Below are 13,545 nucleotides of genomic sequence, written 5' to 3'. Positions count from 1 at the left end.
GCGGTCATCAGCGTGGGTCCCTCCGGCCCGAACGCGATGCCGCCGTACACGTCGCGGTTGCGGATGGCCTCGCGAAGGGCGTCGGCCCCGGGGTAGTAGGTGACCGAGAACGCCCCCGGTGCCTGCTGGTCCAGCGTCGCCACTACCTGGCCACTTGCCGCCTGCGGTCCGGCCGCGCCGATCGGCACGTTATGTGGGCCGCTGCGAGCGGCGGGTAGCGCGAAGGCCAGCGCGACGATCGCGATGACGACGGTGAGCACCACGACCACGCCCGTCGCGCGTACCGCGGCGGGCGGCTCGTGAACCGGTGAAGCGTGGTGGGGGGCCCTTTCCGGGGTTTCGGTAGTCATGGTCCGCACCTTTTCATTCGACGTTGAATTTCTGCGTAGGGGCAGAGTAACTCCGCGCCGCGACAATTTCAACACGCATTTAAATGATAGCCTCGTGGTATGGCGTCACCAGCCAAAACAGTCCGGCGCAGGGGCCGGCGACAGGGCGAGCCGGTTTCGCGCGACGCGGTGCTCGCGGCCGCGCGCAAGCGCTTCGGTGCCGAGGGATACGAGAAGACGACGCTGCGCGCGGTGGCCCGCGACGCCCATGTCGACCCGTCGATGGTGCTCTATCTGTTCGGCTCCAAGGCCCAGCTGTTCCGCGAGTCGCTCAACCTCGTCGTCACCCCCGGTGCGCTGGTCTCCGCGCTCGCCGGCGGCCCGGACGACGACCCCGACATCGGCACCCGCATGGTTCGTACGTACCTGCGGATATGGCAGTCACCGGAGTCGGGCCCGACGATGGTCGCGATGTTGCAGTCGGCCACCTCGAATCCCGACGCGCACGAGGCGTTCCGCGGGTTCATGCAGGATCACGTGCTGAGCGCGGTGTCCGCTGAGCTCGGCGGAGGGGAAGAGGCCCGGCTGCGAGCGCTGCTGGCGGCGAGTCAGCTCGTGGGAACCGCGGTGCTGCGCTTCGTCATGAAGATCCCGCCGTTGGCGACGCTGCCCGACGACGACCTGGTACGGCTGCTCGCGCCGACGGTGACGCGGTACCTGACGGCCGATGCCGCAGAGCTCGGGCTACCGGAGCTCGGCGGGTCATAACCCGTGAATGCCCTTGTACAACACCATGAGACCGATCACAACGAGGATGCCCGCGATGAGGACGGCGTGCTGGCGGTCCATCCAGTCCTTGAGCCGGGCCAGCGGTCGGTCGAGCCGGTCGCCGGAGACCGCGTAGGCCAGGATCGGCAGCGCGACCGTCGAACAGGCCGCGATCACGAACCATGCGACGGCCACCCAGTCGTCGCGGGGACCGCCGGCGGTGCCGATAGCCAAACCCGCTGCGGCACAAATGAACAGGACCTTGGGGTTGGCGACGGTCAAGAGCATCCCCGTGCCGCCCGCGCGTAGTGGGGTCAGCGTGCTCAAGCCCTCCATCCAGCGCGGCTTGTGCGATGCCTTCTTGCGGGTGAACCAGCGATACAACCCGAACACGATGAGGGCGGCGCCGACCACGATCCGTAGCCACGACGCCCATCCCGGTGGTCGGCCCTCGCGGCCACCCAGCAGGCTGGACACCTGAAGGAAGATGCTCGTCAGCACCGCCAACCCGATCAGCCATCCGGCCAAGAACGCCAGGCTCGTCGGGCGGGGCCGCGCGGTGTGCAGTACCAGCACCGCGGGGATGATCGACAGCGGTGAGAGCGCCACCACCAACGCCAACGGGATCAGTTCGGTGAGCAACGATCCCTTGTCCACGAGGCCGAACATAGCGGAATGCCCGCTGCCGGGGCGGTTCTTACGCCGCATGCACTCCGCGCGTCGCTGTTTCCTGCCTCAGTGGCGTCTCAGAAGACGACCGACGCGAGGTGGAATATCAGCGCCCAGAACAACATCGCGACGACGATGGTGCCGACGCCCCGAAGGTTGGTCCGTGCGACGGGCACGTCCGGCGGTGGGCGCAACCAGTGCTTCAGCAGCGGGTTCACGTAGTAGGGCATGACGATGAAGCTGATCAGCAGGCTCGACAACAGGTTTCCGACGAGCATGTTCAACCACAGCGGCAGCCTCAGCGGCGACAGCGCGATGGTGAGCAGCATGACTGTCGGGTACAGCCCGACCCACACCGCGATGGAGGTCTTGAGGTTCGTCGGTGGTGGGGCCTGCTTGCCATGCTCGTCGAAGGCGAACCAGCTCCCAAAGGAGTGGTCGATGGTGCGCAGATTGAAATCGGAGAACTGCTCGCCCTCGGCGAGGAGGTCGCGACGCCTCTTTGAGACCAACCACCGGTCGAGGTCCGCTGCGGTGTCGTAGCGGTACATGGCGGTCCGCTCATCCTGAACTCCGGCCACCGGACGGAACAGCTCGCTGCCGCGGAAGCCGGGAAACTCGTTCTCGGCCAGGCGAAGCCGGTCCTGCCAAGCGAGAAACTCATCTACCTGATCGGCGCGGACCCGGTGGCTGACGACGACGGTCACCAGCGCATCGCCGTCTGCGGCGCGGCCGCCGACGATCTGCTGGGTGGCCGGGCCGTCGAAGAGCTCCGCACCCGCGGTCAGTCGGCTCTGCCGCGTGGCGCTGTTGATCCACGCTTGAAGATGGGCGGTCGAATCGAAGCGATAGATCACCACCCATTCCGGCTGAACGGCGGTGGGCGAGCGGATTTCGGCGCCGAGGAAGCCGGTGTATCGGGAAGCCTCGCGGTTGAGGTCCTGCTGCCACCGTTCGAACGCCGCATCCTTACCGGCACGGACCCGCTGGCCGATGATGACCGTCGCGGCGATGTCGCCATCCGTCACGATCAGATGGCTCGCGCCGGGTGGTACCGGCAGGCCTTCCACTCGCTGCCTTCGCGCAGGAAGTCGATGTCGAAGATCTTGGCCTCGGCTTTGTTGGCGGCCGCGAACCGAACGGTGGCCGCGGCCGTCAGGCTGGGCTCGCCGGCGACCCTCACCGAGCTCACGGTGATCTGCGTCGGACCGTCGGCCCGCCGGTTGGCGTACCACTCGGCCGCGAAGCCCGCGGACAGGCGCATCGGCGCGCAGACGTGCGCGGCGAACGATGCGAAGTCCTCGCGGTTGTAGGCGCCGTTCATCCCGTCGAGTACGGCCCGGACCTGATCCTCGTCGCTGACCGAGGCCGCGGGAACGGCCGACGCCGTCGGTGCGACCCCGCTCAGACTCACCGCGAAGCCCGCGAGTATCGCGACAAGCCGACGCATGCGTCCAGCCTCGCTGATACAGCTGTGAAAGTTGTGACAGCTGCACGGCGTGTTGTACGGCCTCTCGAGAAGTGCGTGCGGGAGGCGGGAGAAATTGATTAGACTTGAGCGGAACAGACTCAAGATTGACGACGTTGATCTATGCGACAAGCATTTTTGCCAAGCTCACGTACCTAAGAAAGGGAGGGTGTCGTGGACTCGTTCAACCCGACGACCAAAACTCAGGCGGCGCTGACCGCGTCGTTGCAGGCCGCCACGGCCGCGGGCAACCCGCAGATCACCCCCGCCCACCTGTTGATGGCACTGCTGACGCAGAACGACGGCATTGCCGCACCCCTTCTCGAGGCCGTCGGCGTTGAACCCGCGACCATTCGCGCGGAGACGCAGCGGCTACTCGACCGGCTGCCCAGCGCCAGCGGCGCGGCCTCGCAGCCGCAGCTCTCTCCGCAGGCGCTGGCCGCGATCACCGCCGCCCAGAACCTCGCGACCGAGATGGACGACGAGTACGTCTCGACCGAACACCTGATGGTCGGCCTGGCCACTGGCGACTCGGACACCGCGAAGCTGTTGACCGGCCACGGCGCCTCGCCGCAGGCCCTGCGCGAGGCGTTCGTCAAGGTGCGCGGCAGCGCCCGGGTCACCAGCCCGGATCCCGAGGGGACTTACCAGGCGCTGGAGAAGTACTCCACCGATCTGACCGCCCGCGCGCGGGAGGGCAAGCTCGACCCGGTCATCGGCCGCGACAACGAGATTCGTCGTGTCGTGCAGGTGCTGTCGAGGCGCACCAAGAACAACCCGGTGTTGATCGGTGAACCCGGCGTGGGTAAGACCGCGATCGTCGAGGGCCTGGCCCAGCGCATCGTGGCCGGCGACGTGCCGGAAAGCCTGCGCGACAAGACCGTCGTCAGCTTGGATCTGGGCTCGATGGTCGCCGGCTCGAAGTACCGCGGCGAGTTCGAGGAGCGGCTCAAGGCCGTGCTCGACGACATCAAGAACTCGGCCGGCCAGATCATCACGTTCATCGACGAGCTGCACACGATCGTGGGTGCGGGCGCGACCGGCGAAGGGTCGATGGACGCAGGCAACATGATCAAGCCGATGCTGGCCCGCGGCGAGCTGCGCCTGGTCGGCGCCACGACGCTCGACGAGTACCGCAAGTACATCGAGAAGGACGCCGCGCTGGAACGACGTTTCCAGCAGGTGTTCGTCGGTGAGCCGTCGGTGGAGGACACCGTCGGCATCCTGCGCGGGCTGAAGGACCGCTACGAGGTGCACCATGGTGTGCGCATCACCGACTCCGCGCTGGTGGCGGCGGCGACGCTGTCCGACCGCTACATCACAGCCCGTTTCCTGCCCGACAAGGCGATCGACCTGGTCGACGAGGCCGCGTCGCGGCTGCGCATGGAGATCGACTCGCGGCCGGTCGAGATCGACGAGGTCGAACGGCTGGTCCGCCGGCTGGAGATCGAGGAGATGGCGCTCGCCAAGGAAGAGGACGCCGCCTCCAAGGAGCGCCTCGAGAAGCTGCGCGCCGAGCTCGCCGACCACAAGGAGAAGCTCGCGGAATTGACCACCCGCTGGCAGAACGAGAAGAACGCGATCGACGTGGTCCGCGAGCTCAAGGAGCAGCTCGAGGCGCTGCGCGGCGAGGCCGACCGGGCCGAACGCGACGGCAACCTGGAGAAGGCCGCCGAACTGCGGTACGGCCGCATTCCGGAGGTCGAGAAGAAACTCGACGCCGCGCTGCCCCACGCCGAAGCTCGCGAGGATCTGATGCTCAAGGAGGAGGTCGGGCCCGACGACATCGCCGAGGTGGTGGAGGCGTGGACCGGTATCCCGGCGGGCCGGATGCTCGAGGGCGAGACGGCCAAGCTGCTGCGGATGGAAGACGAGCTCGGCAAGCGCGTCGTCGGCCAGAAGAAGGCGGTGCAGGCGGTTTCGGATGCGGTGCGCCGCAGCCGCGCCGGTGTCGCCGATCCGAACCGGCCCACGGGCTCGTTCATGTTCCTCGGCCCGACCGGTGTCGGTAAGACCGAGCTGGCCAAGGCGCTGGCGGAGTTCTTGTTCGACGACGAGCGGGCAATGGTCCGCATCGACATGAGCGAGTATGCCGAGAAGCACTCGGTGGCCCGCCTGGTCGGTGCGCCTCCGGGCTACGTCGGTTACGACCAGGGCGGTCAGCTGACCGAGGCGGTGCGCCGGCGTCCGTACACGGTGATCCTGTTCGACGAGATCGAAAAGGCTCACCCGGACGTGTTCGACGTGCTGCTGCAGGTGCTCGACGAGGGCAGGCTGACCGACGGGCAGGGCCGTACGGTCGACTTCCGCAACACGATCCTCATCCTGACGTCCAACCTGGGCGCGGGCGGGACCGAGGAGCAGGTGATGGCGGCGGTGCGCTCGGCCTTCAAGCCCGAGTTCATCAACCGCCTCGACGACGTGATCGTGTTCGACGGGCTCAACCCCGAAGAGCTGGTCCACATCGTCGACATCCAGCTCGAGCAGCTGGCCAAACGGCTGGCGCAGCGCCGCCTCACCCTCGAGGTGTCGCTGCCCGCGAAGCGGTGGTTGGCACAGCGCGGATTCGACCCGCAGTACGGCGCCCGCCCGCTGCGCCGGTTGATCCAGCAGGCCATCGGCGACCAGCTGGCCAAGCTGCTCCTGGCCGGCGACGTGCACGACGGCGACATCGTCCCCGTCAACGTCAGCCCGGACGGCGACTCGCTGGTCCTCGGCTGAGAAGGATTTCGGCGTGCTCGTTCGCTTTGACGTGAACGAGCACGCCGAAGCCGCAAGATGGGGACGTGATCACATCCGTTCCCGGTAAGCCCAACCTGCTCCTCGGCGCCTACGACCTGGCCACGCTGGGTTACGGCGCCGAGGAGTTCTTCGTCTCCGACACCGCCAGGTCGTATTCGACCGACGCCACGGCCGACTACACCACCCGCATCGTGGTCCTGCTCCCGGTCGACCCCGCGCTGTTCAACGGCGCCGTGATCGTCGAATGGCTCAACGTCAGCGGTGGGTTGGATACCCCCGCGGTGTGGTCGATGGCGCATCGCGAGATCGCCCGCTCGGGTTACGCCTACGTGGGGGTGTCGGCCCAACGGGTCGGCGTCGAGGGCGGCACGAGCCTGGTCGGCATCGACATGTCGCTGAAAACACAGGATCCCGAACGCTATTCGCGATTGCATCATCCGGGAGACGAGTACTCCTACGACATCTATACGCAGGTGGGGCGCCTGGTCCGCGAAGGTGCCATCGACGGGCTGCGCCCGCAGACCGTGCTCGGCGTCGGTGAGTCGCAATCGGCCGTCTTCCTGTCGACCTACATCAACGAGATCGATCCGGACGCCGCCGTGTACGACGGATTCCTCGTGCACTCGCGGTTCGGTACCAGCGCGCCGCTGGACGGCGCGAACCTGTTCGAGGGGGACGAATCAACCCAGCAAGCCGTCCCGTTCCGTCCCGACCCCCGCGTCCCGGTCCTGGCGTTCATCACCGAGACCGACCTGGTCGGCGGCTTCCGGGTGGGGTATCACGCTGTGCGCCAACCCGATCACGACCGGCTGCGGACGTGGGAGATACCCGGCGCCGCCCACGCGGACAACTACACGATCATCGGCAGTTTCATGGACAGCGGGTGTGCACCGCTGGCCGACCTCGCGGCGGCATTCGCGCCGACCGACGAGCTCATGGGCGAGAAGCTCTCGTACAACATCAACTTCGGGCCACAGCACCACTATGTGCTGCAGGCCGCGGTCGTCCACCTGAACGACTGGGTGCGCACCGGCAGGCCCGCGCCCTCGGCACCGCCGATCGCGTTGACCGGATCCGACCCGGTGACGCCCGAACTCGACACCAACGGTCTTGCCAGGGGCGGCGTCCGCACGCCCTGGGTGGACGTGCCGACCGCTCGCCTCTCGGGGCTCGCCCCCGACGAGAGTTCGATGTCGTTCATCTTCGGCTCGGGCGAGGTCTTCGGCGACGGGGTGTTGGGCAGGCTCTATCCCGGCGGCAGGGCCGACTACCTCGAACGTTTCACCGCGGCGCTGGACAAGACGATCGAGGAGGGTTTCATCCTTGCCGCGGACCGCGCCGAGATCCTCGAGTTGGCCGGGGCCAGCTTCCCCGGCGGCTGAGCGCGGCATCGCGGGCCGGCCCGGGCCGTTGGACGCTATGTGATGGGGCTGTGATCCGCTGGAGTTCGGATTTGAGGGCTACCTGCAAGTAGGCTAGGACGCAATGGTCCCGCTTTGGTTCACGCTGTCCGCGCTGTGCTTCGTCGGCGCGGCCGTGCTGCTGTATGTCGACATCGACCGTCGGCGCGGCCTGGGCCGCCGGCGTAAGTCGTGGGCGAAGTCGCACGGCTTCGACTACGAACACGAATCGCACGACATCGTCAAGCGCTGGAAGCGCGGGGTGATGTCGACCGTCGGCGACGTCAGCGCCAAGAACGTCGTGCTCGGCCAGATCCGCGGCGAGGCGGTGTTCATCTTCGACCTCGAGGACGTCGCGACGGTGATCGCGCTGCACCGCAAGGTCGGCACCAATGTGGTCGTCGACCTGCGGCTCAAGGGCATCAAGGAGCCGCGCGAGAACGACATCTGGCTGCTCGGCGCGATCGGCCCGCGGATGGTGTACTCCACCAACCTCGACGCGGCGCGGCGGGCGTGCGACCGGCGCATGGTGACCTTCGCCCACACCGCACCGGACTGCGCCGAGATCATGTGGAACGAGGAGCACTGGACGCTGGTCTCGATGCCGGTCACCAGCACCCGCGCGCAGTGGGACGAGGGTCTGCGCACCGTGCGTCAGTTCAACGATCTGTTGCGCGTGCTGCCGCCGACGCCGCAGGCGATGGCCAGCCAGAGCAGCCAGGGCGCGTTGGCCCGGCGAAGCGGATCGCCGAGCCGTCCACTCACCCCGGCGGCAGGCCGCGGGGACCCGGCGCCCGACGCTCCGCCACGGCCCGAAGCCGCGCGTTATCCGCAGCAACCACCTCCTCGCCCGGACGCCAGGCGGCAACCGCCGTCGCGAAACGGCCGGCAGTCGCCGCACTACCAGCGGTAATCGCTCCCTTCCGGCGGCGCCGGGGGCTCGCGACCGGGGGAAGTACCCTGAACCCATGTCTCGCCCCGTCGCCCTGATCACCGGACCGACGTCCGGCATCGGTACGGGCTTCGCGCGCAGGTTCGCCCGCGACGGTCATGATCTCGTTCTCGTCGCCCGCGACGGCGCCAGGCTCGAGCGCCTGGCCGCCGAACTGCACGACGAAGCCGGAGCGGCCGTCGAGGTGCTCACCGCCGACCTGGCCGAGGCCTCCGACCGGGCGAAGGTGGCCGACCGGCTCTCCGAGGGCGTGCAGGTCCTGGTCAACAACGCCGGGTTCGGCACCTCCGGGGAGTTCTGGAACTCGCACTTCTCGCTGCTGCAGTCGCAGCTCGACGTCAACGTCACCGCCGTGATGCAGCTGACGCATGCTGCGCTGCCCCCGATGCTGGACGCCGGGCGCGGCACGGTGATCAACGTGGCCAGCGTGGCCGGGTTGCTGCCCGGGCGCGGTTCGACATACTCGGCGTCCAAGGCGTGGGTGATCGCGTTCTCGGAGGGCCTCGCCAACGGCCTGGGCGGCACCGGGGTCGGGGTTCACGCCCTTTGCCCGGGCTTCGTCCGCACCGAGTTCCACCAGCGTGCGGGCATCGACATGGACGGCACGCCGTCGTGGTTCTGGCTCGAGGTCGACGACGTCGTCCGAGAGACGATGGCCGACGTCGCCAAAGGCAAGGTCGTGATCGTGCCCGGGGTCCAGTACAAGGTGCTCACCACCGGCGGCCGCGTGGTGCCGCGAAACCTGGTGCGCGCCATGACCAAAATCGTGGGCCGGGGCCGTGGCCGGACGTAGGGCACCGAATACGTGCGCACGCTGATCGCGGTGCTGACCGCGGTCCTCGTCATCGCGGCATCGGCATGCTCCAAGGACGACCCGTCGGCCCATCCTTACGCCGCGCAAACCGCGACCATGGGCGAATCGCTGGCTGCGCTGGGCTGGAACATGTCGGTGTCGAACCTTCGCTTCGAGGGCGACTACGCGCTCGTCGACGTCGACGCCTCGCCCTCGGAGGCCGGCGGGACGCACGCCAAACCCGAGGACATCCGCTTCGGCCTGTACGGGGCCCTCGCGCACCCGATCGAGGCCAACGCGCTCGGCAGCTGTCGCGACGTGACAAACCTTGACCTTCAACCACTCTCGGCCCCCGCGCCCGATCGCCTCACCGGCACCGTGTGCATCGGACCGGCGCGCGACCAAGTGCAGGTGCGCGGCGTATACGCGTACTCGCCGCGCGACCGGACACCGGGCACCACCGTCGCCCATCCCGCCGCGTTCCCCGTCGGGCTGCCCGCAGTCAGGGACAACGACACCGGACTGTCGCTGCGCACCACGAGCCTCGACGCCTTCCGCGGCGACGGCGCCATGCTCGACCCCACGGCCCTGGGCGACCCGGGCGCGTTCACCGGCAACGGCTACATGCTGCTCGGGCTCGAAATCAGCGGGCTGGCAGAGCAATACCGTGAGGTCTCGCAGCAGCGCGGGGGCCCCGCGATGGTGCTGGTCGCTCCGACGCTGCCCCCGCCGGGGCTCAGCCACGCGTGCGACGTCTACGGCGCCTCGATTCTGGTGCTTCCCGACGCCTCCCGTGACTCCGTGCAGGTGAAGGCATCGCTGTGCACCCAGGGCGAGATCAACAACGCGCTGCTGTACGCGACGGTTTCGCTCATCGGCACCCACGCCGCGCTGTGGACGAAGGATGACTGAACCACTGGAACCGGGGCCCACCGAATGGGGCGAGGGGCCCGGCGTCGGCCCGTGGCAGGGGCCGCCGCCCGACGACCCGCGCTACGACCCCGACCTGCTCCGCGACGGCGACACCCGCAATGTCGTTGACGCATACCGTTATTGGCGGCGTGACGCGATCGTCGCCGACATCGACACTCGCAGGCACGCGCTGCACATCGCGATCGAGAACTTCGGCAACGACGCGAACATCGGCGCGGTGGTGCGCACCGCGAACGCGTTCGCGGTCGACACCGTGCACATCGTCGGCAGGCGGCGGTGGAACCGCCGCGGCGCGATGGTCACCGACCGCTATCAACGGCTGCGCCACCACGACACCACCGCCGCGCTGCTCGCGTACGCCGCCGACGCGGGGCTGACGGTGGTCGCCGTCGACAACGTGCCGGGGGCCGTGCGCCTCGAGACCACTCCGCTGCCGCGGAACTGCCTGCTGATCTTCGGCCAGGAGGGGCCGGGGATCACGCCCGAGGCGACGGCGGGTGCGGCCATGACCGTGTCCATCGCCCAGTTCGGCTCCACGCGCAGCATCAACGCCGGCGTCGCCGCGGGCATCGCCATGCACACCTGGATCACCCAACACGGGGACCTTTCCGCGGCCTGGTAGGGCAGGATCGACACCATGGATCAGCTCTGGGCCAATCGCGCAGCCAGCGCTGAGGCCGCGGTCGCCAAGCGACACGTCAGACGCCTGTGGGGCCTGCCGGGCACCCAGCTGGGCGTCGTCGCCTGGCCGGCCACGCGGCAGCACCGGCTGTTCGGTACATGGCACTACTGGTGGCAGGCGCATCTGCTGGACAATCTCGTCGACGCCCAAGTGCGCGATCCGCGGCCCGAACGCCAGAAGGCGATAGCGCGCCAGATCCGCGCACACCGGTTGCGCAACAACCTGTCCTGGGTCAACAGCTACTACGACGACATGGCCTGGCTGGCGCTGGCCTTGGAACGGGCGGCCACGCTCGCGTCGGTCGAGCGGCCCAAGGCGCTGAAGAAGCTCTGCGACCAGTTCGTCAACGCGTGGGTGCCCGAGGACGGCGGCGGCATCCCCTGGCGCAAGCAGGACCAGTTCTTCAACGCGCCCGCCAACGGACCGGCCGCGATCTTTTTGGCGCGTTACGACCGGTTGCGCCGCGCGCAGCAGATGTCGGACTGGATCGACGAGACCCTGATCGACCCCGAGACCCATCTGGTGTTCGACGGCATCAAGGGCGGCTCGCTCGTGCGGGCGCAGTACACCTACTGCCAGGGCGTGGTGCTCGGGCTGGAAACCGAACTCGCGGCGCGCACCGACGACGCCGAGCACGCCACCCGGGTGCACCGCCTGGTGGCCGCGATCGCCGAGCACATGGCGACCGACGGCGTCATCAAGGGCGCGGGCGGCGGAGACGGGGGCCTGTTCAACGGCATCCTGGCCCGCTACCTCGCGCTGACGGCCACCACGCTGCCGCAGAACGGCGACGAGGATTCCGCGGCGCGAGACACCGCCCGCTCGCTGGTGCTGGCCTCAGCGGAGGCCGCATGGCAGAACCGTCAGGTGGTCGACGGGATGCCGCTGTTCGGCGCCTTCTGGGACCGCACCGCCGAGATCCCCACCGCCGCCGGTGGGCAGGCGCAGTTCGTGGAGGGAGCGGTCAACGCCTCGGAGGTGCCCGAGCGCGACCTGTCGGTGCAGTTGTCGGGGTGGATGCTGATGGAAGCCGCGCACGCGGTGGCCGGGGCGTGAGCACAGAGACCGGCCCGCGGATCGCCCGCCTGCTGCCCGCTCGGTTCACCAGCGACGCCAAATCCGCCAAGACGAGCGAGAACACCGCGGCCGGTCTGCTGCTGCTCTTCACGGTCGCCGCGCTGCTGTGGGCGAATTCGCCGTGGGCACACAGCTATTGGACGCTGCTCGACACCCACGTCGGGTTCACCTTCGCCGAGAGCCGTTTCGAGCCGACCGTCAAACACCTGGTCAACGACGGCCTGATGGCGTTCTTCTTCTTCATCGTCGGCCTGGAGGTCAAGCACGAGTTCGCCATCGGTGAGCTCACCGACCGGGCGCGCGCGGCGGTGCCCGTGGTGGCGGCGATCGCCGGTCTTGCGGTACCCGCGGCGATCTTCCTGCTGTTCAACCCCTCCGGAGAAAACGCGCAGGCGTGGGGTGTCGTGATCTCCACCGACACCGCATTCCTGATCGGCGCCCTGGCGATCATCAAGCCGATGTTCCCGTCCCGCCTGCGGACGTTCCTGCTCACGCTGGCCGTCGTCGACGACGTCGGCGCACTGTGCGTGATCGCGCTGTTCTACTCCGACCGCATCGACGTTGTGCCGCTGGTGATTTCGATCGCGCTGATCGCGGCCATCGCGTTGGTGCGATTGTTGCCCGCCGCGCGCGGGCCCGCCTACGCCGCGCTCGGCTTCTCGCTGTGGGTGAGCATGTACATGGCCGGAGTGCACCCGACGCTGGCCGGCGTGGCGGTGGCGCTGCTGATCCCGGTGTACTCACCCGAACGCAGCCAGGTCGAGGAGGTCGTCGCGCGCATCCGGGCGTTCCGGCAGTCGCCGAACTCGCGCTACGCCCGTGAGGTGACTCGCGGTCTGCGCGACTCGATCTCGATCAACGAACGGCTGCAGACCAGCGTCGGCCCGTACGTGTCGTTTCTGGTGTTGCCGCTGTTCGCCCTCGTCAACGCCGGTGTCCAACTGGACGCCGAGAGCGTTTCGGCGGCGCTGCGCTCGCCGCTGACGTGGGGCATCGTCGCCGGCCTGGTGTTCGGCAAGTTCGTCGGCATCACCGCCGCGACATGGTTTATGCAACGCACCGGATTGGGTGCCTTGGCGCCCGGCTTGGCCCTGCGCCGGATCGCCGGCGGTGCCGCGCTGTCGGGAATCGGTTTCACCATCTCGCTTTTCATCGTCGACATCGCGATCGATGATCCTGGTCGCAAAGAGCAGGCGATCATCGGTGTGCTGATCGCATCGGTGGTCGCGTTCCTCGTCGGTTGGCTGATCTTCCGTCTCACCGACTGGCTCAGCCCACCGGAGCCGGTCGGGCTGAAGCTGCTGAGGCCGATCGATCCGGACCGCGACCACATCAAGGGTGAGCCCGACGCCCAGCTGACGCTGGTGGAATACGGCGACTTCGAGTGCCCGTTCTGCAGCCGGGCGACCGGGGCGATCGACGAGGTGCGCGCGCACGTCCTGGTCGAACCGCTCGATGTCGCAACCCGCGGCCACGGCGTAGCGGTACATGTCCGACCACTCCAGGTCGTCCTGGTGGCCGAAAAGTTCGCGGGCCATCTCCCAGAACCTGTCCTGCAGCGAGGCCGCCTCGCTCGCGCGTGCGGCATCGAAGGCCCGGGGATGGGCGCGCTCCAGCGGTAGATGACGCCACACGTAGCGCAGTTCGCTGCCGAAGTGCGCGCGCACCTCGTCGATCGCCCCGGTCGCCCGGCTGCAGAACGGGCACTCGAAGTCGCCGTATTCCACCAGCG

Annotated in this window: 11 protein-coding genes and 3 pseudogenes; 9 read left to right on the top strand and 5 right to left on the bottom strand. The window is 68.4% G+C overall.

The features are described from left to right. Positions 1–350 (bottom strand): annotated as a pseudogene (locus A5698_RS21435) (ABC transporter permease); the annotation flags it as partial. 99 nt (positions 351–449) lie between these two features. Here A5698_RS21435 and A5698_RS21430 point away from each other — a divergent pair. Then, the gene (locus A5698_RS21430) at positions 450–1,097 is read left to right on the top strand and encodes a TetR/AcrR family transcriptional regulator (RefSeq protein ID WP_067091873.1); all 648 of its coding nucleotides are present in this window, start codon (positions 450–452) and stop codon (positions 1,095–1,097) included. Here A5698_RS21430 and A5698_RS21425 read toward each other — a convergent pair. From A5698_RS21425 to A5698_RS21415, 3 genes are all read right to left on the bottom strand, one after another. After that, a complete protein-coding gene (locus A5698_RS21425; RefSeq protein WP_502688969.1) occupies positions 1,092–1,754 on the bottom strand; it encodes a GAP family protein in 663 nt (220 codons plus the stop codon). The two genes, A5698_RS21430 and A5698_RS21425, sit on opposite strands and share 6 nt — an antisense overlap. Positions 1,755–1,843: 89 nt before the next feature. Continuing rightward, positions 1,844–2,794, bottom strand: a complete 951-nt coding sequence (locus A5698_RS21420; protein ID WP_231967485.1) for an antibiotic biosynthesis monooxygenase — start codon at positions 2,792–2,794, stop codon at positions 1,844–1,846. A 2-nt stretch (positions 2,795–2,796) separates the two neighbouring features. Further along, positions 2,797–3,216: an Rv0361 family membrane protein gene (locus tag A5698_RS21415; RefSeq protein ID WP_067286122.1), complete on the bottom strand. Its 420-nt coding sequence runs from the start codon at positions 3,214–3,216 to the stop codon at positions 2,797–2,799. 192 nt (positions 3,217–3,408) lie between these two features. Here A5698_RS21415 and clpB point away from each other — a divergent pair, with 192 nt between their 5' ends. The 8 genes and pseudogenes from clpB to nhaA all read left to right on the top strand — a co-directional run. Continuing rightward, positions 3,409–5,955, top strand: a complete 2,547-nt coding sequence (gene clpB, locus A5698_RS21410) for an ATP-dependent chaperone ClpB (RefSeq protein WP_068300828.1) — start codon at positions 3,409–3,411, stop codon at positions 5,953–5,955. Positions 5,956–6,020: 65 nt separating this feature from the next. Further along, positions 6,021–7,358, top strand: a complete 1,338-nt coding sequence (locus A5698_RS21405; RefSeq protein WP_068300826.1) for an alpha/beta hydrolase domain-containing protein — start codon at positions 6,021–6,023, stop codon at positions 7,356–7,358. Between the two features lie 103 nt (positions 7,359–7,461). Next, positions 7,462–8,289, top strand: a complete 828-nt coding sequence (ttfA, locus tag A5698_RS21400) for a trehalose monomycolate transport factor TtfA (RefSeq protein ID WP_068300824.1) — start codon at positions 7,462–7,464, stop codon at positions 8,287–8,289. 55 nt (positions 8,290–8,344) lie between these two features. Further along, complete coding sequence (locus A5698_RS21395) at positions 8,345–9,121, top strand: SDR family NAD(P)-dependent oxidoreductase (RefSeq protein ID WP_068300821.1); 777 nt, start codon at positions 8,345–8,347, stop codon at positions 9,119–9,121. Between the two features lie 12 nt (positions 9,122–9,133). After that, positions 9,134–10,033 (top strand): hypothetical protein, encoded by a 900-nt coding sequence (locus tag A5698_RS21390; protein WP_068300819.1) that lies wholly within the window; start codon positions 9,134–9,136, stop codon positions 10,031–10,033. Then, positions 10,026–10,676 carry a TrmH family RNA methyltransferase gene (locus tag A5698_RS21385; protein WP_068300817.1) on the top strand — a complete coding sequence of 217 codons (651 nt, stop codon included), beginning with the start codon at positions 10,026–10,028 and terminating at the stop codon, positions 10,674–10,676. The genes A5698_RS21390 and A5698_RS21385 overlap by 8 nt, the downstream gene beginning before the upstream one ends. Positions 10,677–10,691: 15 nt before the next feature. Further along, complete coding sequence (locus A5698_RS21380) at positions 10,692–11,792, top strand: glycoside hydrolase family 76 protein (protein ID WP_068300815.1); 1,101 nt, start codon at positions 10,692–10,694, stop codon at positions 11,790–11,792. Between the two features lie 20 nt (positions 11,793–11,812). Next, positions 11,813–13,249 (top strand): annotated as a pseudogene (nhaA, locus tag A5698_RS21375) (Na+/H+ antiporter NhaA); the annotation flags it as partial. A 54-nt stretch (positions 13,250–13,303) separates the two neighbouring features. Here nhaA and A5698_RS30050 read toward each other — a convergent pair. Continuing rightward, positions 13,304–13,480, bottom strand: a pseudogene (locus A5698_RS30050) (DsbA family protein); the annotation flags it as partial. Positions 13,481–13,545 lie beyond the last annotated feature (65 nt).

The sequence above is a fragment of the Mycobacterium sp. E136 genome (genome assembly GCF_001666865.1).
Lineage (GTDB): Bacteria > Actinomycetota > Actinomycetes > Mycobacteriales > Mycobacteriaceae > Mycobacterium.
Note: the sequence above shows the minus strand (reverse complement) of the source record. Positions and strands in the feature narration are given on the sequence as shown.

Excerpts from the sequence above, each read along its gene's own strand:
- A5698_RS21430 (WP_067091873.1), top strand. The coding sequence starts at position 450 with ATGGCGTCACCAGCCAAAACAGTCCGGCGCAGGGGCCGGCGACAGGGC.
- A5698_RS21380 (WP_068300815.1), top strand. The coding sequence starts at position 10,692 with ATGGATCAGCTCTGGGCCAATCGCGCAGCCAGCGCTGAGGCCGCGGTC.
- A5698_RS21385 (WP_068300817.1), top strand. The coding sequence starts at position 10,026 with ATGACTGAACCACTGGAACCGGGGCCCACCGAATGGGGCGAGGGGCCC.
- ttfA (WP_068300824.1), top strand. The coding sequence starts at position 7,462 with ATGGTCCCGCTTTGGTTCACGCTGTCCGCGCTGTGCTTCGTCGGCGCG.
- A5698_RS21415 (WP_067286122.1), bottom strand. The coding sequence starts at position 3,216 with ATGCGTCGGCTTGTCGCGATACTCGCGGGCTTCGCGGTGAGTCTGAGC.
- A5698_RS21395 (WP_068300821.1), top strand. The coding sequence starts at position 8,345 with ATGTCTCGCCCCGTCGCCCTGATCACCGGACCGACGTCCGGCATCGGT.